At 42.4% G+C, this 20,242-nt stretch carries 18 protein-coding genes, 2 pseudogenes and 1 riboswitch; of the genes and pseudogenes, 10 read left to right on the top strand and 10 right to left on the bottom strand.

Annotated features, from left to right (window positions below; translation table 11 throughout):
- Nucleotides 1-8 precede the first annotated feature (8 nt).
- The 4 genes from ACZ42C_RS13100 to ACZ42C_RS13085 all read left to right on the top strand — a co-directional run bounded on the left by ACZ42C_RS13100 (nt 9) and on the right by ACZ42C_RS13085 (nt 3,745).
- Nucleotides 9-506 carry a PadR family transcriptional regulator gene (locus tag ACZ42C_RS13100; RefSeq protein ID WP_461182056.1) on the top strand — a complete coding sequence of 166 codons (498 nt, stop codon included), beginning with the start codon at nt 9-11 and terminating at the stop codon, nt 504-506.
- Nucleotides 507-738: 232 nt separating this feature from the next.
- Nucleotides 739-1,335, top strand: coding sequence for a hypothetical protein (locus ACZ42C_RS13095; RefSeq protein WP_461182057.1), 597 nt, complete (start codon nt 739-741; stop codon nt 1,333-1,335).
- Nucleotides 1,336-1,396: 61 nt separating this feature from the next.
- Nucleotides 1,397-2,920 (top strand): NAD(P)H-hydrate dehydratase, encoded by a 1,524-nt coding sequence (locus ACZ42C_RS13090; RefSeq protein ID WP_461182058.1) that lies wholly within the window; start codon nt 1,397-1,399, stop codon nt 2,918-2,920.
- A gap of 159 nt (nt 2,921-3,079) precedes the next feature.
- On the top strand, nt 3,080-3,745 hold the full coding sequence (locus tag ACZ42C_RS13085) for a hypothetical protein (RefSeq protein WP_461182059.1): 666 nt from the start codon (nt 3,080-3,082) through the stop codon (nt 3,743-3,745).
- Between the two features lie 195 nt (nt 3,746-3,940).
- Here the strand turns inward: ACZ42C_RS13085 and ACZ42C_RS13080 are convergent, their stop codons facing one another.
- A complete protein-coding gene (locus ACZ42C_RS13080; protein ID WP_461182060.1) occupies nt 3,941-4,333 on the bottom strand; it encodes a hypothetical protein in 393 nt (130 codons plus the stop codon).
- 175 nt (nt 4,334-4,508) lie between these two features.
- On the opposite strand from ACZ42C_RS13080, the gene ACZ42C_RS13075 reads away from it, so the two are divergent.
- Nucleotides 4,509-6,212 (top strand): transglutaminase domain-containing protein, encoded by a 1,704-nt coding sequence (locus ACZ42C_RS13075; protein WP_461182061.1) that lies wholly within the window; start codon nt 4,509-4,511, stop codon nt 6,210-6,212.
- A 244-nt stretch (nt 6,213-6,456) separates the two neighbouring features.
- On the opposite strand, the gene ACZ42C_RS13070 is transcribed toward ACZ42C_RS13075, so the two are convergent.
- Together ACZ42C_RS13070 and ACZ42C_RS13065 are read right to left on the bottom strand one after the other, a co-directional pair.
- Complete coding sequence (locus ACZ42C_RS13070) at nt 6,457-7,110, bottom strand: lysoplasmalogenase (RefSeq protein WP_461182062.1); 654 nt, start codon at nt 7,108-7,110, stop codon at nt 6,457-6,459.
- 84 nt (nt 7,111-7,194) lie between these two features.
- Nucleotides 7,195-7,830, bottom strand: a complete 636-nt coding sequence (locus tag ACZ42C_RS13065; protein WP_464891272.1) for a hypothetical protein — start codon at nt 7,828-7,830, stop codon at nt 7,195-7,197.
- A gap of 128 nt (nt 7,831-7,958) precedes the next feature.
- Between ACZ42C_RS13065 and ACZ42C_RS13060 the strand changes: the two genes are divergently transcribed.
- Entirely contained in the window at nt 7,959-8,639 is a 681-nt protein-coding gene (locus ACZ42C_RS13060) for a phosphoribosylaminoimidazolesuccinocarboxamide synthase (protein ID WP_461182064.1), read from the top strand.
- A gap of 224 nt (nt 8,640-8,863) precedes the next feature.
- On the top strand, nt 8,864-9,031 hold the full coding sequence (locus ACZ42C_RS13055; protein ID WP_461182065.1) for a hypothetical protein: 168 nt from the start codon (nt 8,864-8,866) through the stop codon (nt 9,029-9,031).
- A gap of 6 nt (nt 9,032-9,037) precedes the next feature.
- On the opposite strand, the gene ACZ42C_RS13050 is transcribed toward ACZ42C_RS13055, so the two are convergent.
- The 3 genes from ACZ42C_RS13050 to ACZ42C_RS13040 all read right to left on the bottom strand — a co-directional run bounded on the left by ACZ42C_RS13050 (nt 9,038) and on the right by ACZ42C_RS13040 (nt 10,625).
- Complete coding sequence (locus tag ACZ42C_RS13050; RefSeq protein ID WP_461182066.1) at nt 9,038-9,496, bottom strand: CoxG family protein; 459 nt, start codon at nt 9,494-9,496, stop codon at nt 9,038-9,040.
- Between the two features lie 259 nt (nt 9,497-9,755).
- On the bottom strand, nt 9,756-10,064 hold the full coding sequence (locus ACZ42C_RS13045) for a hypothetical protein (RefSeq protein WP_461182067.1): 309 nt from the start codon (nt 10,062-10,064) through the stop codon (nt 9,756-9,758).
- A 105-nt stretch (nt 10,065-10,169) separates the two neighbouring features.
- Nucleotides 10,170-10,625: a hypothetical protein gene (locus ACZ42C_RS13040; protein WP_461182068.1), complete on the bottom strand. Its 456-nt coding sequence runs from the start codon at nt 10,623-10,625 to the stop codon at nt 10,170-10,172.
- A 306-nt stretch (nt 10,626-10,931) separates the two neighbouring features.
- A riboswitch (SAM riboswitch) is annotated at nt 10,932-11,034 on the top strand.
- A gap of 74 nt (nt 11,035-11,108) precedes the next feature.
- Between ACZ42C_RS13040 and metA the strand changes: the two genes are divergently transcribed.
- On the top strand, nt 11,109-12,017 hold the full coding sequence (gene metA / locus ACZ42C_RS13035; RefSeq protein ID WP_461182069.1) for a homoserine O-acetyltransferase MetA: 909 nt from the start codon (nt 11,109-11,111) through the stop codon (nt 12,015-12,017).
- 100 nt (nt 12,018-12,117) lie between these two features.
- Here the strand turns inward: metA and ACZ42C_RS13030 are convergent, their stop codons facing one another.
- Complete coding sequence (locus ACZ42C_RS13030; RefSeq protein WP_461182070.1) at nt 12,118-12,999, bottom strand: aminoglycoside 6-adenylyltransferase; 882 nt, start codon at nt 12,997-12,999, stop codon at nt 12,118-12,120.
- Between the two features lie 179 nt (nt 13,000-13,178).
- Between ACZ42C_RS13030 and ACZ42C_RS13025 the strand changes: the two genes are divergently transcribed.
- Entirely contained in the window at nt 13,179-14,117 is a 939-nt protein-coding gene (locus tag ACZ42C_RS13025; RefSeq protein WP_461182071.1) for a DUF4349 domain-containing protein, read from the top strand.
- A 78-nt stretch (nt 14,118-14,195) separates the two neighbouring features.
- Here ACZ42C_RS13025 and ACZ42C_RS13020 read toward each other — a convergent pair whose 3' ends face one another.
- On the bottom strand, nt 14,196-17,348 hold the full coding sequence (locus ACZ42C_RS13020; protein WP_461182072.1) for a S8 family serine peptidase: 3,153 nt from the start codon (nt 17,346-17,348) through the stop codon (nt 14,196-14,198).
- Nucleotides 17,349-17,659: 311 nt separating this feature from the next.
- The gene (locus ACZ42C_RS13015) at nt 17,660-18,910 is read right to left on the bottom strand and encodes a TraB/GumN family protein (RefSeq protein WP_461182073.1); all 1,251 of its coding nucleotides are present in this window, start codon (nt 18,908-18,910) and stop codon (nt 17,660-17,662) included.
- Nucleotides 18,911-19,076: 166 nt separating this feature from the next.
- Here ACZ42C_RS13015 and ACZ42C_RS13010 point away from each other — a divergent pair.
- Nucleotides 19,077-19,805: pseudogene (locus tag ACZ42C_RS13010) on the top strand (S66 family peptidase); the annotation flags it as partial.
- Nucleotides 19,806-19,827: 22 nt separating this feature from the next.
- Here the strand turns inward: ACZ42C_RS13010 and tnpA are convergent.
- Nucleotides 19,828-20,190, bottom strand: a pseudogene (gene tnpA / locus ACZ42C_RS13005) (IS200/IS605 family transposase); the annotation flags it as partial.
- Nucleotides 20,191-20,242: the final 52 nt, after the last annotated feature.

Here is a 20,242-nt window from a genome sequence, read left to right as displayed (position 1 = left end):
GGATCATTATGTCTGTAAAACATTCACTGCTTGCGTTAATATATGAAAAACCAAGACATGGTTATGAGCTGAAAACCGGTTTTGATGATCTTGTCGAAAGTATGTGGCCATTGAATGCCGGTCAAGTGTATACAACACTTGACCGGCTGGAAAGAGATGAACTCGTTACGTCTCCCGGTCATGATAAGAAAGATCGAAAATTATACACCATTACCGATCGGGGGAAAGAAGAATTATGGTCCTGGCTGAAGCAGCCAGTAAGCCGTTCTTTACTAAAGGATGAATTTTATTTCAAATACCTCTGTGCAAGCCATATAGATTACGAGGATAAAACGCATATGATTCAGATGCAAAAACAAACAATGGTAAAAGACGTACTGCACTTGACGCAATTAAAAAAGGAAATGAATCGATCCGAAAATGAAACGATGAAAATGCTCGTGGAAGGTGCTCTGCTTCATTTGGAGGCGGATATAAAGTGGCTGGATATGATAGCAGGGAAATAAATACATGGCGAAGGTACATTAAATGCCTGCCATGAAGAGACCGATGAACAGGAAATTAATGCTTATCCGGAGAAGTGGAATGCTCCATTAATTGAATCCGAATCCACCTATAATGTCCGTTAGGTAAAATAATTAGCAATATGATGCAATATTATTAATAAGTAAAGTTGATGTAAATTATTTAAGTGGTTTTTCAGGGCTAAACTACATCGAACTACAACAGGGGGCGAATATGCGAAAAGTACTTATATTATCAATATCAATCTTCATTCTGTTTTTACTGTATGCCTGTCAAGGTAACACTACGGAATCAAGTGAGGTTTTTGAGGCTGATTTAACAGGCAGGGAAGAAGCTATACTTTCTACAACAGCAGAACAATCCTTTGTGTTTGATTTTCATACAGGCGAGGAATTCGATGAACTTACTGTCTTGGTTGAAAGGTATGAATCAGGGGAATTGATTGATAATAAACTGATTTATTTTTCCACGGAAATACAGGAGAAGGGAACCATTATCTTCGCAGTTTCCGGGATGAAAGGTTCCGGGGATCAACTTATGTTACAAAGCGGTATCAGTAGTAACAATGCTGTTAGTGTGTCACGCAATGAGACGGCGCTTCCGGATGAAAACTTATCCAGTGTATGGGGAAGCAATCCAAATGAAAATGATCCCGCTGAGGGGGAAATGGTATTGGCAAGCATACTGTACTCCAGTGATGAAGGGGGTATGAGTTCCCTTCCTGATTATTTTTACGAGGATGTGGATGAACACTTAGATGAGTTGGAGGACAGTGATATTGCATTTCTGCTGAAAGCCGAGTTTAAGTGAGCAGGCAAATAATTGGAAAACGGATGTTTGTACGTATCTTAAGATGCCAGGAGGTAACAATATGTTCGTTGTCACCGCAAAGGAAATGTACGATATTGATCATTGCACGATGGAGAAGATCGGCCTTGAAGGGAAAATACTAATGGAAAATGCCGGCAGGGCTGCAGCTGAAAAATTGAAGCCAATGATACAAATTAACGATCGTATCATGGTAGTCATCGGTCCGGGCAATAACGGTGGAGACGGATTTGTCATTGCGAGGACATTGATGGAATCAGCATACAACGTAAAAGTGGTACAGGCTGTTCCGGATGAAAAGATTACAGGAGATGCCCGCTATCATAAAGATGTCTGGTTGAATTTCGGGGGAGAGGTAGAATTTGTTCTTTCACAAACGGAACTGGAAAGTGTGCTCCGTGAAACGGACGTTGTGATTGATGCCCTTTTAGGAATAGGCGTTAAAGGAGATTTGCGGAAGCCGCTAAATGGCATGGTTAAGGTAATTAATGAAGCTGAAGCGAAAGTGTTTTCGATTGATATCCCAAGTGGCTTGCCTGCAGGAGAAGGGATTAAGGAATTTACTGCTGTAAAAGCAGATGTAACTTTTGTCATTGGTGCGCCTAAACTAAGTGCTTTCCTGCAGCATACCGCACCTTTTTATGGCGAGAGGCATGTTGTATCTATTGGTTTCCCCCCCTTTGTCATGCGCAAATTTACAAATCGCAAACATTGGAGAAAAAGGGATGTCAAGGCGTCATTGCCGGAAAGGAAAGTCTTTTCCCATAAAGGAAATCATGGGCGGGGCCTGGTCGTGGGCGGAAGTGCTATGATGCCGGGTGCCATAACAATGACCTCCAAAGCAGCACTAAAATCGGGGGCGGGTTTAATAACGGCAGCCACGGTGAAATCAGCCTTCCCCGCCATTCATGCCCACTGTCCGGAAGTCATGTGTCTGCCGCTTGCTGAAGAAGATGGATATATAACAAATGAGTCCACGGTTCCACTTAACGATTTTGATGCGGTTGCCATCGGGATTGGAATGGGAAGGAAAGAAGAAACGGGTGAAGTAATAGCGGGAGTCCTGAAAAGCACAGACGGCCCACTGATTATCGATGCCGATGGACTGTTTCATGTAAAAAGCCATCTCTCCCTTTTAAAAGAGAGAACAAGCCCAACGGTAATCACCCCGCACCCTAAAGAAATGGCCGTACTTCTGGATATTACCGTACAGGAATTATTGCAGCAGCCTTTTTACTATGCCGCCCATTTTGCAAAAACATATGGGGTATATGTTATTTTAAAAGGAAAATACACGATAATCAGCGCGCCTTCCGGGGAGCAGGCCGTAAATGACACGGGGAATCAGGGATTGGCCAAAGGTGGAAGCGGTGATGTACTAACTGGAATCGTGCTGGCCATGATCCTGCAAAACCAGTCCATCTTTGAGGCGCTGTGCAATGCCTGCTATATCCACGGGAAGGCTGCAGATGTGCAAACGGAAAACAAGCACACTTACTATGACCTTATGGCAACAGATGTGATTGAAGGAATCCCCGATGTATATCAGCTCCTTTTAGAAAGATAGTTTGTTAGAAAAAGCTGTTTTTCGCTTCACCCCCAAAAATGAGCGATGTCTTGTAAAAGAATAATGAATGCGTTGAAAAATAACTAAATACACAGCAAGTTAAGTGATATAATGATAGAAAAGGGTATTAGCTAAATCATGCGATTTGGGGTGGAAGTCATGTTTAAATCGGTATTATTTTATACGGATAAATTGAAACCCATGCAGCGTTTCTATGCAAATGTGCTGGGGTTGGACGTCATCGAATCTGATAGCAATCAATTTACGGTGAAAGTGGGAGAAACTGATCTCAAGTTCCGGCAAACGGATGCACCTTCCTTTTATCATTTCGCCATCAATATTCCGGGAAATCAGTTTATTCTCTTAAAGCAGTGGATCAGGGATAAAGTACCGTTGATTCGAAGTGATGGGGTTTTGGACGTGTATTATGAAAGTCTTGGCGCAGACTCCTTTTATTTTCATGATCCTGCCGGCAATCTGGTGGAAATGATCGGCCGAAGAAACCGGGATCTTTTTGGTCCTTTGACGAAGGAAGCGTTTATTAACATAAGCGAAGTAGGCATTATAACCCCGCATGTATACGAGGTTGGAGAAGAGCTGCAGGATCTGGGTGTTCCCCTTTGGAACAAGGCGGAAACTGACCCTGACACAGTGAATTTCCTTGGAAGAGAAGATACTTTTATTCTGCTAGCCCCTCCGGAATGGAAGTGGAGGTTTTCGAAAAGAAAGGCAGAGACACATCCGCTGGAAATAATGCTGAACCATGGAGTTCAGATTAGTATTAATACTGAAGGGGTCATGGAAGCTTCCGACACGAAGGAATAGCAGGGATTTACCAAGGCTCGTCTAAGTGCAGGCAACTGCAGAGCTGGCGCTAGGGATTGGATAAATAGAATAATGAAAAACATGGCTCACCAATAAAGGGGGGCCTTTGTTTTAGCTGTAAGTGGATGGTTCAATGGAAATGGAAACATTAAAAAAACCAGGAATTCAACGATCCTGGTTTTCAATTTTTATACCCTACACCTCTTTCACTACAATCGCCTGTGTCAATTTCGTGTTCTTACACTCCTCAAACTCCTCTTTTTCCACAAGGCCGATCTTCATAGCTGCTTCCAGCTTTTCGGTATCCGGTTTTTTCTCCACTACAATGAAATCTTTCAAATTCAGTTCTTCCAATTTTTCAATGGTTTCTACGCTATTATATTGAACAGAACTGCGGATCTGGCGGTTGGCCTGATAACTCCCGAGTGTTACGCTACCTTTTTGTTTTTCCCCTAATTGTGCATCCAAATGTGCATGGATCTTCTTTTTTAACTCATTTATTTCCTTCTCCATCTCGGCTTTTTGCTTTCTCAGTGTATAATACCTTTCCAAGTCGTCTGCTGTAATGGCATTCTCTATTTCTTTCATTCGAACAACCCCCAAAGTTATTTACCTATTTCATTTTTATGTAGAGAGGGGACGATTATGACAAGAAAGAGAAGCTTTAGTGAAAAAGCGAGTGACATCACGTACACTCCATAGTATGATGATAATAGAAAATAATTGGAAAATTTTAATGCGGTAACTGCTAAAGGGGGATTGGATGAGGTATAGAAAGATGCTTTGCTTTCTGGTGCTTTTTTTCAGTTTCACTGTGATCACCGGGTGTACACAACAAGAAGAACAGCCAGATGAAAATAAACAGGACGAAAATGAACAGGCTGCAGCTGCAGAAGAAGCGCAGGGAGAAGTGGAAGATGACAGTATACAGCTGACTGCTTATGCAGAGGAAATAGGTTTTTCCCTTACATCTCCGGAGCAGTATCATTTTACAGCAAATACATCGATCAGTCTGGAAGGTACCATTACAGAAGCAAATGACCTGACCGGAGAACATCTTTGGGTAGTGATTACGGCGGAGGAACCATCAGAAGCATTGCCCGAAAAAGAATTCAATTACTATATAACAATAGAAGAGGCAGCTTTTTCCCGGGAGCTGAATTTACATCAGGGTGCCGGCGGGTATGAAGTCAGTGTCCGGGCCCCAAGCAATCAATCCAATGAGGAAGACATGTACTATGAAACGGCAGTATTTCAAGTGACAAATGAAGATGAAACAGTTGCACGTGAAGTACAGTATACGGAATATGGTGCAGTTAACGACGTGCGCCTGCACAGCCCTGCATTGGGGTGGAATGAGCAGGGCGAGGGGACCGTTTATATCGAAGGGTCGGTTCCGGAAGATCACCCTGGAGATATGGTGTTGGTCCAGGTGGAAAAAGGGAATGAGGACAGACAAATTATTTTCCCAATTGAAGATGGTGCGTTCCAAGGGGAGGTTCCCTTGTATTTTGGTGAAGGTCTTCACCTTGTAAGGGTTCAAAGTTATGACGAGTTGGAAGGTCTATATTATGAAGCAGCTTCCTTTTATGCAGACCATCAGGGGGATACAGTTTTTGCGGAGATGGATAAATTTAATCAGTACATAGACCGCGGCGTAACATTGCATGCTCCGGGTTGGGGTGAAGATGCACTGCAGACTACCCAGGAATACCGCATCGCAGGGGAAATTGATCCCGGGATGCCCGGGGCAGAGGCAATAACTCATATTATAGTAACGGTGATAAAGTTGGATGCGGAAGAGGAGGAAGCGGGGTATGTGATCCCTGTGGAAGACTACCAATTTGACGGGCTGGCTTACTTCCGATTTGGACCGGGGGATTATGAGGTCATCGTCAATGTGCCTGACCATGAGAGACAAAATCAATCGATGTTTTACTTTGAAGCTGTCGCAAGAATCCAGCATGAAGTAACCGATATTCCTGATCAACGGGGCCTCCTGCCTTCACGCGGCATTGAATCGGATCACCCGAGCATTATGGCAAAGGCGGAAGAGATCACTGACGGTCTGACAAGTGATCGGGAAAAGGCCAGGGCAATCTATCAATTTGTTGCCCAGCATGTTGCCTATGATGTGGAGAAAGCAGAGGCAGATATTTTTAATATAGACGACAGTGCGCTGTCGACACTGGAATCAGGTGTTGGTATTTGCCAGGATTATGCCTTCCTGGCCACGGCTTTATTCAGGTCCATTGGCATGGAAGCACATTATGTTGAAGGTTATGCAGGAGAACGGCATGCCTGGGTGGAAGTGATGGTGGACGGGGATTGGCTGGAAATGGATCCAACCTGGGGCGCAGGCTATGTCCAGGACGGGGAGTTCCACTTCCATTATAATGAAGATTATTTTGACCCGGACCCGGCATTTTTGGCAGAAACCCACACACGGGAAGGGATTATGTATTAATTAATAAAGAGGTTGAGACATAAAAAAGTCTATAAAAAAAAGCCGAACAATGCACCACATTAGCTCCGGCAATATACGTAGACTCCTGCGGGAGAAAAGGCATCGGTGAGACCCCGCAGTGCGACAGCACGAGGAGGCTCACCAGCCGCCCGCGGAAAGCGTAGTATATTGCCGGAGCGGGTTATGTGCGCTTAAGTTCGGCTTTTCCTTTGAATATTATGCTATTGTCCCAGCCCCTCTATATTTACCAAACGATTCTATTGCTTTTCTCTTGTATCGTAGCAAGGCTATGGGCAATCAAAAATTGTGCGCCATAATAGGTGATCATCACCAGCTCACCTGAATTTGCTATGGGTGAAACGAACATATTCCAGGCCAGTATCGAATCGGAAATGACAAACAGAATACTGCCAAGTGAAGCCCATACATTTCCTGTCATTACAGCAGCCCAGGCCATAATGGAAATGACGATAATGTAAATCATGACAGGGATCAGTAACTCTTCGTTTCCTCCCGTGTCCAACGCAACAGCCATGTCACTGCCGATAAAAATGGCATATCCGGCAATCGGGAGGATCATCGCAAAACGAACCCAGGAAAACTTCCAGCGGGTAAGAAACCCTGCTGTATAAAATAAATGTCCAATAAGAAATGCTGTCAGTCCGACGATAAACCAGTGCAGTGTACCATCCCCAATAATGGAAAAGAATAGCCCGGTAATAATCAGCCATTGTGCAGCAGATTTTTTTTCGCCACTTTGGCGAAATGCATACATAATGATCATCACCATGGGAATAAGCTTGAAAAACAGCCTAAATGCAAATGGCTCATCCGGGATGATAAATAAGTATAAAGCACTCATTACAAGAATGAGTATAGGCATGCGGTTGGTAGGCATGAGATCACATCCTGGGTATTATTTTTGCACGGCATATTACAATGAAAAACAAGCCATCCGGGTCTAGGCGAAAGCGAATGAAATTCAAGTAAAGGATAGCTGTTCCCGGAAAATATATTGATACAGCGATTCAGATGTGAACTTTCCCTTCACACCCGGTTTTTCCATAAAGTATTCCACCATTTCATCTTTTTCCATGCCGGTTTCCTTCAGTCCTCGTGAAATCATGGATAAGTATGTTGATGGAGGGATCGTAAAATTATATTCCCCCATGGGTTTGGCGTTGGTAAATGTAAACATCGGTGCTCCTTCTGACTCACCGAGGTAAAGCACTCTGCCATACCAGCCGGGCGTTAAGTCCATGTGCCCCTTTTTTATAATATCCGGTACAGGCAGTTCCAGGTTATCCACATTATTCTCCTGTTCCACGACTTCCCTGAATTGATCTTCCGTAATCAAGTATTTTCTCGCAATCGTTGTATTTCTATCTTCTTTTTTATGATCAATGAATGCCACACCACCCTGCCCCCATTTGCTTTTTTCCTTCATGAAATAAAGCGAATAGGGGAGTTCTGCCTTTTCTGTCCTTTTGGGCGGCGTCCGGTTCATACAGCCTCTTTCCGCTTTCTCAGAGCCTTCAGGCATGCCGCCTTCAATATAACAGGAAAAACGGCTCTCACATAAGTTGGAACCATAGCTTACATACCACACATCCATCATGTAATCCTCCCAGCATACTTTTCTTACATTAAGACTATGTCAAGTATTAGTTATATGATAACATAAAATATATGACGAATAACGTATTGGGCAGTCATGAAATCAGATGAAAAGTGAGGAAGTCGGCCATGAAACAACTATATGCCGGAAAAACAAAAGATGTATACAAGTTGGACAATGGGAATTATTTATTAAAATTCAAGGATGATGTCACCGGAGAGGACGGGGTATTTGATCCGGGTGCAAATACAGTTGGCCTCACCCTGGATGGGGCAGGCAAAGCCGGACTGAAAATGACCAAGTTCTTTTTTGAGAAGCTGAAAGAAAATGGTATTCCCACCCATTATATCGATGCAGATATAGAGGAGCGCACAATGACGGTAAAGCCGGCGGAAGTTTTCGGGGAAGGGCTTGAAGTTATTTGTCGGTACCGTGCAGTTGGAAGTTTTCTGCGTCGTTACGGGAAATATGCGAAGGAAGGACAAACCCTGGATGCCTTTGTAGAGGTTACGTTAAAGGATGATGAGCGGGGAGATCCACCGATCAATAAGGATGCATTGCAAATGCTGGATATTTTAACAGGAGAGGAATACGACACGTTAAAAAAGCTTACGGTCAAAATCTCTGACGTTGTGAAAGAAACGCTTGCTGAAAACGATGTGGAGTTGTATGACATAAAATTGGAATTCGGCAGGGATGCAAATGATCAAATATTGCTAATTGACGAGATTTCCGGCGGCAACATGAGGGCTTATAAGGACGGGAAATACATAGAGCCATTGGAATTACAGAAATTAATCACTCCATAAAGAAAGGTAATTGACAAAAACAGGGCAAAGGGGATTATCTCTTTACCCTTTTTTGTTTCAGAAAGAATGAAATCCTTGTTTCGCCTTCTCCGCCTTCAGACGGAAAATCCCCTACTGATAAAGCAGGGGATTTTTTGTATGAAAAATCAACCTTCGTGCCGAAGTGAAAAAACAGTAATCAGGGTAAACTATACATAGAAACTAAAACAAGGAAGGTTAGATATATGATGAATCAAGATATTTACAGAAGTATAGCTGAAGACAATATGAGAAACATGAGAAGAAGAGCGGAAGAGCATAAGCTTTATATGAAATCAAAAAAAGGAAAAAACATGGGTTTCAAAAGAGGTTATTTGGGTTTAGACAGGGAGCGTAAAAAAAACATGGGATAGCGTATGTTATCCCATGTTTTCTTTTTCTGTTTCCCTGATTTTTTCGGCAACCGCCTGGGTTAGATCTTCAGCTGTTTTTGGAACAAATGTCGTCAGAACAGGGTTAATAACTGGAGATTTCATGCCGGTTGCTGTAATATCCAGGTTTCCGGTCATTTGTGTTTTATCTTCGTCCAAAGCAATCCCCTCAAAATAGCCGCTTCCTGTAAATTTTTCATTTTTGCCTTCTAAATTAAAGGTGACTTTGGAGGGTTTTTCCCATTTGGTAATGGTAACCTGCAACTTAATTTTCCGTTTTAAAATTCCGATATCCCCCATAAATTCCCAATAGGACTCTCTATCATTGATAATTTCATGGTCAATATAACCGGGAACCAAAGGAGCCCAATTATTCATATCGCTAACGAAATCCCATACTCTCATAATAGGTAATTGGAGTTCTTCATGATATGTTCCGCTTGGCATAACGATTTTCCTCCTTTTCATCATGTATATTTTTATTCATTCCCTGTCTTTTCACCAGCTGAAACTTGTCTGCTTCTTATTATATTTTTTCAATGTCCAATTATGACTCCATTCCTATGGAAGTGGCTTTCCGATCTTTTCATGGTATATAGAGAAAGCTTCAACATCAACATGTCTTCAGGTTTCTCCTGTATATGATAAAAAAAGAACAGGCCTAAATATCCGCATTGTTTTGGTCTGTTCCTGATTATACTGGGGCTTAATAGTGCTGGTTTTCAAACTGATGGAGTTTCTTCTCGTGTTGGGCGGTTTTACTTAATACGAAGTCTGTCGTTTCCCGGGTTTCTGTTAATTCCACGCGCATGCCGTCAAATTTTTTTCCAAGTTGGTCAAAGCCTGTTTCCATTCTTAATTCCATATTATCCATTCTGGATTCCAGTTTGTCCATTCTTGACTCCAGGTTATCTATCCTTAATTCCAGACCATCAATTCTGTTATTCAAATGCTCGAACTGTTTATCCATCTTTTCTGAATGATCTTTTAACGCACCAAGAATTTGTTTTAACATCGTTGGTTCCTCCATGAGCTCACCGCCTTTTCTATTATTATAATTGATTGACCGCAGATTGAAAAGATAAATTCAAGTTGCTTTCTTCATCATCTCTCTCCTCGTTTAGAGAGGAAGTATGGTTACAATATTTTTACCGTTTTCTTCCTGTTTTTGTTTATAATCTTCAAATGACAAATAAAAATCTTCCGGCGGATTGCCGGCGAGAAACTGAAATTCGCCGTTTTCGAATAAAACAAAATAGCTGTTTTCCAGAAGCACGCCTTCTTCCTGCATCTGCAGTGTAAAGCTATGGATTTCCTTTTCATTCAATGGCTCATGAAATATAATTTGCTGTGATTCTTCATCTTCTTTTTCTAATCGAAAAATGCCATACCCTTGGTATTCATTTTCCTTATAATATATTTTATTTTTATCAGAGTCGTAATAATCCTGGATCTTTTCATAGTAATAGCCACATCGAAAACACCATATGAATTTCTCGCCCATTTTATAGTAAAAATCCTCCGTCGCAGAGCAGTTGCAATGGGGACAGGCGATTGCTTGTATGATGGATGCCATAATATCACTCCTTGATTATTTAATTTTAACACGATAATCCTGATGCATTGTTGCAAGTGAAGAAAGTATTTATCTAAGAAGTGGATTCGAGCTAGCTGAAACTTTCATGGATACGCTGACACATTCACTAAAAGGCGAACGAATGCGAGTTTTTTAAAAGAAAAGAAAAAAATCGAAGTTTTTCTGGAAGTAATTTTAAGAAGAGAGATGATGAAGATGATTTAATTATATCTTTATTCAGAAATAATTACAATTTATTTACCCTTCCCATTTCGCGAGATTTCATATATACTGTTACTAATTGAATAGTTATTAAGAGTGACTGAGAGACTTGGCTCAATGATGTCACAGCAACCTACGTCCAGTAAGGTGCTAATACCAACAAAGCATTTGCTTTGAATGATAAAACGGGCTTCCCTTTTGGCAATCAAAGCAAAAAGGGGTTTTTTGTTTTTATGACCAATGATAAAGGAGAGAGCAACATTGCCAATTAATATACCGAAAGCATTGCCGGCAACAGAAAAACTGAAACAGGAAAAAATATTTGTCATGGATGAGGAACGCGCACGAACCCAGGATATTCGTGCACTGAATATTCTCCTGCTGAATTTGATGCCGGAAAAAGAAAGAACAGAACTTCAGCTGCTGCGCGTACTGGGGAATACGCCATTGCAGGTAAATGTGACGTTTCTTCGGATGGCTACACATGAATCAAAAAACGCCAGTAAGTCACATCTGGATACTTTTTATTCGACGTTTGACCAAATAAAAGACCGGCGATTTGACGGAATGATTATCACCGGAGCACCGATAGAGCATTTAACATTTGAAGAAGTGGACTATTGGGAAGAGCTTACGGAAATTATGGAATGGACGAAAGAAAATGTAACTTCCGTGATGCATATTTGCTGGGGAGCACAGGCTGCTTTATATTATCATTATGGAATTGATAAGTATGCCCTCCCGGAAAAATGTTTTGGCGTTTTTGATCATCAGGTTACCGATCCGACGGTAAAACTCGTCCGGGGCTTTGATGAAGCGTACCGGGCCCCGCATTCCCGCTATACTTCGGTGTCGATGGAGGAAGTGGAAAACCACCCTGAGCTTACGGTGCTGTCGGCATCCGAGGAAGCAGGGGTATTTATGATTATGTCCAAGGATGAAAAACATATTATGTTGACTGGCCATTTGGAATATGATGCTGAGACGCTTGCAGAAGAATATCAGCGGGATACAGCCAAAGGAGTGGACATTGCCGTACCACAGCACTATTTTCCCAATGATGATGTAAAAAAACGCCCGCTGAATACGTGGCGATCCCATACACATCTGTTGTTTTCCAATTGGCTGAATTACTATGTATACCAGGAAACGCCTTATGAATGGGACTGACCCGCAACAGATCCAAATGAAAAGGCCGCCTATGAATCTGATTCATAAGCGGTCTTTTATATTATATAATGCGGGAAGCACAAATAGATGGAATGTCTGGTTAAAAGATTGTCACCGCATCAGGTGGTAATTGCCTGACTTGTTGAAGGTACTTCGTCATGTTACTGTCATCTTCTTCAGGATAGGTAAAGCCCCACTGAACAGCGAGATCCTTTGCCAGGGTTCTAAATAACTCACATGTAATAAAAATAGATTTCCAAAAGTACTCGTAATTGTGGCTGGCGTAGGTTTTTACATACATTTTCCAATGTGATTCGGGCAGATACCGTTTAAAATACTTGCCCATTTTCCCTGATGAAACATCAAAATCATGCTCATTTCCAATCCACCAGGATACCATTTCATCAAGTCTTGACCTGATTTCATATTCAAACATTTGCTTTGCATATGGCAATTCATCCCGCCACAATCCTTTGGCCACGTTTTGCAGGCACCACCAGAAATCGTTGCAGCAGCTATGAAATGCTGCGTATACAGGCTTTTTAATGTGATAATCGATATCCGTGGGAGCGGGAATTTGCGGTAGGATATGATCCTTATCAAGCAGGGGGATGGTCAGTTTATCATTTACATAGTTTTCCCTCGTGACTTCTTTTGTTTCTATGTGAAGATCAATTCGGTTTCCATCAGTGAATAGCATTAAGTAACCGTAAGAACGATCGATGTTCACTGGTTTACCAGTGGCTTTATCATTTCTATCCGGCTCCTGCATCATTAGCAAATCTCCGAATGTGTTCACCCAATTCTCATCTCTGATAAAGGATGCGGTTTCCGTTACGACATACACTATATCATAGTCCTGAAAAATATCTTTTGGGACGTGCGGGTTTGTTCTTGATCCGTTCATGTATGCTGCCCTGATCCGGTGATCAGCTTTTGCGGTATCGATGATCAGGTCCATCATTTCTTTTTCTGTTCTCATGAAAACTCCTCCCGGTTCACCTGTTGCTGGCTGATTTTTCAGTTAGTTCTTATTCTACCATACGGGATATAGTTTCGCCGTAATAGAGAGAGAAGAAATACAGGGTTTTATTTAGTTTATGCGTAACTTTTTTCAGTAAATTTCGACTGTATTACAAAGAGAAGAATGGGGTGGTCAATTTGAAAAAATTCATAATGATTCTGGTGCTTGTTTTTGGTATCAGTTTGCTGTTGGCAGCCTGCAACGATGAAGATCAGGAGCAGGGGACAGATGATGCTGCTGATATTTCCACAGAGGGTTATGAAAGGAGTGTTCAAGACGGAGGGTTTACGGAAAGTACGGAGGAAGCGGAAATAGCTGAGCAGGATCAAGAGGCGGCGGATGCCAATGAACGTGCCGATATGCCTGACAATACAGAATCAGGTCAAGCAGACAGAAAGATAATTTATACCGCTGATATGCGGGTGGAAATACGGGATTACCAGTCATCTCTCAGGAACCTGCAGTCAAGTATTTATGATTATGGTGGCTATGTTGTGGAATCCAGCATGTATGAAGGAACAGAGAACAGTTCAACAAGCGGGTATATCACTGCCCGTATTCCCCAGGAGCATTTTGATGCCTTTATTGAAATAGTGGAGGAAGGAAGCGACACGGTGCTGGAAAGCTCCGTTTCCGGGCAGGATGTAACAGAAGAGTATGTTGATCTGGAGTCGCGATTGGCCTCCAAAGAAGTGGTAGAGGAGCGGCTGCTTTCCTTTATGGAACAGGCGGAAGAAACAGAAGATCTTCTGGCTATTTCTGATGATCTGGCGAAGGTCCAGGAAGAAATAGAAGAGATCACCGGCAGGATGAATTATTTGCAGGATAAAACTGATCTGGCAACCGTGACCATACATATGGAGGAACGCGATATCACGATATCCGGTGTAGGGGAAAACGATTTAAACACTTGGGAAAAGACGCAGGAACAGTTTATGAAGAGCATTAATTTGCTGATCTCCGCTTTCTCAGGAGTGTTTGTTTTCTTTGTCGGAAATATTCCGATCATCTTGCTGCTTGGTATCATTGGTTTCATTACGTATTGGGCGGTTCAAAAGCGAAGGAAAAGTGTATGATTTCATAACAAAAAAATTAGAAGGACGAGACTTTCTTCTCGTCCTTCTGTACATCATTTAATTTCATGTTTTATCGTTTTAGTTGCTCCAAGGTGGTCCGCCATTACCTGGTCCATTGTTGCCAGGAGGTCCGGCATGTCCAGGAGGGCCTGCGTGAGCCGGTGGTCCAGCATGATCCGGTGGTCCGTTGCCCTGAGGTCCAAGTACAACCTCTTCAGACACATTGCCGGCGATATCCGTTGCCACCACTCTCACTACCTGGCTTGGGTGGATGCCGGTAAGTTCCAGTTCAGTTTCATCAGTTAAAACAATCGGGTCTTCATTGTCAATATATACTTCCCAGCTTGCAATTCCTGATTCATCAGCTACAGCCAGATCGACTTCTCTTTGGCCGCGTCGAATGTCAGAATTGATTTCAGGCGGGGTGGTGTCAAGATAGATTGGCAGTTCAATAGAATCCCATGAAGCTCCTTCAAAATCAATAACCGCTTCAGCCTGCAGGTAATATTGCCCATCCGGGGCAGTTTGGCCATTAATCGTTCCATCCCATGTACGGGCTGGATCTAGAGAATAATGTAAGGCCGATCCGCTGTCATAGTAATTTTTTCGTACAAAGCTTTCTTCTGTAAGGGTTTCGACTACGTTTCCATCTTCATCCAGTACATTAAAATTCGCTTCTTTAGCATTACGCAAGAAGGATACGACCAGTAATACTTCGTTCATTTCTTCAGTATATGGAGAGAATATGGCATCTTCATCAAAGAAACCATAGTTTCCATCTTCGTCAAGCGGTGTTGCGATACCGGTCATTTCATAATAAGACATGTCATCTGCTGTATCAAAGATTGGTGCCTGGTCCCAATTTCCCTTAAACCCGGTAAATGGCACAGACAGGTCAGGATTCATGTCAGATGGATCAGTTAAAGTTACATTACCATCCAGCCAGTAGCCATTTTCAAAGTACATGTCTACGAGCGCTGCATCAACGGCGCTTACATCAATAGATACCTCAATGTCAGCCGTGCCGCCTGCAGGTACCTCGACAGAAGTTTCAGCTGAACCATTTACGAGCACTTCAGCACCCATCCCTTCAAGATCCAATGCCGGGAATAGATTTGGTGCTACTACGAGAAATGGATCTGCATTTACTGGTGAGTCCGTTAACAGACTTGCATCTACATCATAACTTACTGCATCATCTGTATAGTTTTCTGCTGTTAACTCAAAAGAAATCTGGTTTTCTGTTACTTCTTTCAACGCAACTTTTGCTTCATTTGTGTTTGATTCTGTAACAACAACAGGGGTGGATAATGCTGCATGCAACTGCATTAAACCGGCTCCCTGGCGGCGAGGTGAAACTGCCTCTCCTTCAAAATCTACTACCTTGGTCGTATTCATCATGATGTTATTTGTAAGATTTATACGATCGGCATCTTCATAGCCAAATTCTTGATCTATACGTTCCAGAACGAGTGAAGCTCCACCTGCTACATGCGGTGCAGCCATAGATGTACCGCTTTTCACACCATACTCATTATTGTTTAACGTGGAATAAATTTGCCCACCCGGTGCTGTGATTTCTGGTTTGAAATCCAAGTCAGGCGTTAATCCCCATGAAGTAAAGGCACTCATTTGCCCGGCTTCGGCATTATCTACGGTAGTTGTTTCCCCGTGGAATGTCAGCGTTACATTCTCACCATTCTGCACGGCTTCCGCTAAGTAGTCTCCGTCATTTTTGGACATGAACAGCTGCGGAATAACAATTTCCGGATCAGATGCCATATTAACCATGCCGTCCTCATTGTTGTATACGATGACTCCGGCAGCACCTGCATTTTGTGCATTCATTGCTTTGGCGATGAAATCAATTTCTCCACGCTGGACAAGGGCATACTTTCCTTCCGCGTCCTGTCCTTCATAATCTTCCGGTGTCCCAAGGCCTGCTTCAATTACATCAAATGAACTTCCATCTGTCGGTGGGTTCGTGTCACTTGCAGATAAGAATCCTGCCGAGCCGCTTTCCCCATCCACATTGTATTCCAGTGCATCCACTGTCATAAATTCATTTTCAAAGGAAGCTACTTGCAGAGATTCATAGGAAACCCCCGGTGATCCAACTACACCATAATCCGGATTGGATGCATATGGGTAGAAAAAGCCACTTCCCAACATATCTGAGTTACCGGCAGAAATAGCCATTAAAACACCGTTATCCACTGCACGGGCAACTGCTTCCTGTTCAGGTGAGTTCTCATCAACAAACCCGGCCGGTGAACCAAGGCTCATATTTAATACGTCTGCATTCAATTTAATGGCATCATCTATTGCTTTTATGTAGATGTCACCATATGTGGATTGAAATGCAGGATCATTCCCAAAAACTTTTAAATTAAGGATTTGTGCTTCCGGCGCAATTCCAAGAATACCACCGTTTTCTTCATCCCCGTTCGCACCAACCGTTCCGGCTACGTGCATGCCATGGGCTGAACCGCCAGGGAAATCATCGGTGTATTCATGGTTTTCATCCATATAGTTATAGCCGTATGGAACTTTTTCCGTGTAATAACGGCCTGGAAGATCTTCGTTATCGATCGTATCATTTACAAAGTCTTCATCAATTTTTGCTGACGTCTCATCGGAGAGTACCATATCGCGGTGATTGTGATCTACACCGGTATCGATGACACCAACAACCATGCCCTCTCCTTTAAAATCATAATCACGCCATGCCTGCTGTGCTTCTACAAGCTCTTTACTCGTCACCATTTGCGGCTGGATAACCTGGCGCTCATATTCATTGGCAATATATACTTCTTTTACTTCTGAAATCTCTTTGATGGATTCAATGTCTTTATGTTTTATTTCTGCACTGAATCCATTAACCACAGCTTCAAACTCCTGAAGGTACCTTGCATTTACATTTTTCCCCTTCATTTCTTCTTTAACAGCATCTTTCTTTTCTTTTGCTTCCTGAATAAGCTGTTTCTTTTCTGGTACGCTTAAGTCACCAAACTTAACCCCTTGATTTGTTGCTGTTTGGATCGGTGCTTCGTCGTTAACTTCTACAATAACCCGTACCTCTTCATCCGGGTCTGTTGTAGGCTCCATTTTGTTTGGAGTGAGGTCTTTTTTCTGCAGGTTTTGCTTTGGCGCCAGGTCACCGGCCGCAAAAGCAACATGACTAAAAGCCATGAAAAAGATAATGAGTAAAATAGAAATACGTTTTAACATACACTTCCCCCTCGTAAAGTTGTTTGCTCAGTATTCCGACGGACCGGACATCACTTACAGATCTTTTGCTTGCCCCCCTCTATTATCCTATGACTTCATAACTAAACACTGTATATATTAGCTGAATTGTAATGTTTGGACAAGAGTCAAAAGTCATGAATTCTGAATAATATTTATATTTATATTAGGTATTATTTAACAAGTATTAATTTGGAGAGCTGGGTATAAAGGACCATCAATTGGTTCTCAGGTAATAGGAGGGCAAAAAAATTGGCCTTCCTGTTAATCGGAAGACCAATACTTAAATATATTTAATGTATATGTTCGGCTTCATATCCTTCCTCTTCCAAAATGGATATGATGTGCGGTTCTTCTATGAGATGCAGAGTACCGACGATGACAAAGTAGGTAAGGTCATTATTCTCTTCCAAAAATCCGGCGATCGTTTCCGCCATATCGTAATTACGGTCATCATTCAATGCCCTCATAAAGGTTTCCTCTTCCTCGGACATGTCAACATCTTCATCTGCAACAGTGAGTCCAAGAAGTTCTTCCGTATCTCCTTCCGCATAAGCCGATAACAGCATCTGCATTTCGTTATCAAAATCTTCCAGATCAATGAGTATATCCTCGAGCATTTCCACCTGGTATTCATGAGAGGTTTCAGCGAATATGCTGAGCTGCCCTTCCACGGTTTCCAGATCGATGATGTCTTTTCCATCTTCACTTGCCCGGGAAAGAAAATATTCGTCCACTCCATATACATAACCCAACTGCTCTGTCATGAGCTGCTGAATCGTAGAGGATAATATCCATGGTTTATACATTTCCGTCAGTTCATATGGAAAGCCCAGTTCCTCCAGTCTGGAGACCAATTCCGAGTGTACATCTTCGGGCAGGTGATCCTCAATGGTGGTTCCACCCTGATAGGTGCCAAGCTCCATCATAATTTCCTGCATCTCAAAAGGATTTACGGACGTAATATCAATTTCCGGTACAACGACGTCAGCTTCTGCATAGGCATTTTCAATTTCTGTATGCATCGGATAAAAGTCTTCCGGTCCTACATGCACGGTTCCCTGCAAATAAACGGTGGTTTCCCCATGTTCCACTTTCCATAAGAATCCTCCGGGACCATCATCCCGGCCGACAATTTCCGGCTCTTCTGTAAAGTGTACAACAACTCCCTGTTCCGATAATTGTTCAAGCATTTCCAGCTGTTCCTCAGCTTCAATCGGGTTTGCTTCGACATTCACTTCATTCAGGTTTTCCAATTCCTGTAGCGGAGAGATGTCGGAAATTTCATTTCTTTCCAGTGACAATACCTGTAAATTATGTAAGGTGGCTAATTCGCTTATGTCAGATATGTTATTCTCCGATAAATCCAGCTCTTCCACTTCCTCGAAGTCTTCTTCGTAAAGATCTCCTTCATCTTTACCAATCTCTTCACGCAATGCTTGTTCCAGTTGCTCATCCTTAATTGTAACCGGCTCTCCCAATTGACATGCTGCCAGAAGGAACATGGCCAGGATGACAGCAACACAGCATTTCATCTTTTTCATTATGAGACACCTTCTTTATTATTCATGTTGGGGAAGCGCTCACCCCACAGATGAAAGTTATGATTATCGTAACACTTTATGCATGCCATTTGTATTGTTTTGTTGGAAAAATTAGTGAAATAAATTAGTGGGTGGTGTATACTGTTTAAAAAAGTTGGTGATGGGATTGTTGAGGAAACCGAAAAAATTGCAGACAGGAGATAAAGTGGCAACAGTCAGTCCCTCTTCTGGAGCGGCGGGAGAGCCGGAGCTTAGATGGCGCTATGAACAGGGAGTAAAGCGGCTGGAGGAAGTGTTCGGGCTGGAGGTAGTTGCCATGCCGAACAGTCTGAAGGGGGCAGACTATCTATATAATCATCCGGAAGCCCGGGCGAAGGATATGATGGAAGCGTTTAAAGATACAAGTGTGAAAGGAATCTTTGCCACGATTGGCGGAAATGAAAGTATCCGCTTGCTGCCGCACATTGACTTTGACGTCATCCGGCAAAATCCGAAAGTGTTTATGGGCTACTCGGATATTACGATCCCCCACTTGTTTTGCCATAAAGCAGGTCTTGCTTCATTTTACGGGCCTGCCATCATGACCGATTTTGCCGAAAATGTGGAAATGATCCCCTATACGGTAGATATGGTAAAGCGGACGCTGTTTTCCAATAAAATGATTGGAGAGATTAAGCCTGCAGACAATTGGACGAGCGAATTCCTTGAATGGGCGGAAGAAAATAAACATAAGCGGCGGGGGGTGCAAAAGAATTTCGGATATGAAATATTGCAGGGCAGTGGGGTTGTGCAGGGACATTTGATCGGCGGTTGTATTGAAGTGCTGGAATTCGCCAAAGGCACTGTGTTGTGGCCGGAGGAAGAATATTGGGAAGATAGTATATTATTCTTTGAACAAAAGTTAGCGACGCATTCCCCTTAATAGTTGCCCCTCCGGTTGACAACACCATATAACTCCTGCTCCAAAAAACCGGCTTCCAATAATAGTTTTTTAAGTGGTCTGCAAATTCTTTACGAATGTATCTGGACGTGACTGTTTTGTAACTATTTATTGTGTTCGCCAGATTTATTTGCGGAGGAGCATCGAATAAAATATGAATATGATCTGTCTCCCCATTTATTTCTATAATCTCACAATTCCATCTGTCAAATAAATCTGCGGATATTTCTTTCAACCTGCCCATCATATCTTCATTGATACATTTATGTCTATATTTGGTAACCACAACCAAATGATATGTCAACTTATAATAAGCATGTCTATTTCTTTTATATTCCATCTTAAATAACTCCTCATTTCTATTTACAACTAAAATAATTTAAGTATAATAT

It is taken from the genome of Virgibacillus kimchii (assembly GCF_055379185.1).
Note: the sequence above shows the minus strand (reverse complement) of the source record. Positions and strands in the feature narration are given on the sequence as shown.